We start from the raw sequence: 524 nt of genomic DNA, 5'->3' as shown, positions 1-524 counted from the left end.
CCGGCCTCGACCTGATCATCGGCACCGACGACACCGTCCTGGAGGTCGCCGTCGCCGGCGCCAAGGGCTGGGTGGCCGGCTACCCCCAGGTCTTCCCGCGTGCCTGCCTCGACCTCTACAACGCCTCGCTGGCGGGCGATCTCGACACTGCTCTGCCGCTCTACCGCCGGCTCCACTCCGTACTGCGCTGGGACAGCAGGACCGAGTTCGTCCAGGCGATCAAGCTCGGCCAGGACATGATCGGCCGGACCGGCGGAGTCTGCCGCCCGCCCCGGCAGGCCCTGGACCCGGAGACCGAGGCCGTCGTCCGCTCCGCCACCCAGGCCCTCATCGACGCGGGGGTGAACTGACGTGCGCTCGAAGGTCTGTTACCACGCGGTCGACTCGCACACCGAGGGCATGCCGACCCGGGTGATCACCGGCGGGGTGGGCGTACTGCCGGGCGCGACCATGGCCGAGCGGCGGCAGCGGTTCATGGCCGAACGGGACGGGCTGCGCACCCTGTTGATGTGCGAGCCGCGCGG

2 protein-coding genes are annotated in these 524 nt (G+C 71.9%); both read left to right on the top strand.

Going from position 1 to position 524, the window contains the following annotated elements:
• The coding region (locus AB0C16_RS40385; RefSeq protein ID WP_357691467.1) for a dihydrodipicolinate synthase family protein at positions 1 to 350 on the top strand (350 nt) is incomplete at its 5' end.
• A 1-nt stretch (position 351) separates the two neighbouring features.
• Positions 352 to 524 (top strand): proline racemase family protein (locus AB0C16_RS40380; protein WP_357691469.1); only part of this gene is annotated, 173 nt, incomplete at its 3' end.

This window comes from Nonomuraea sp. NPDC048916 (assembly GCF_040649575.1).
Lineage (GTDB): Bacteria > Actinomycetota > Actinomycetes > Streptosporangiales > Streptosporangiaceae > Nonomuraea.
This window is presented reverse-complemented; position numbering and strand designations above follow the sequence as displayed.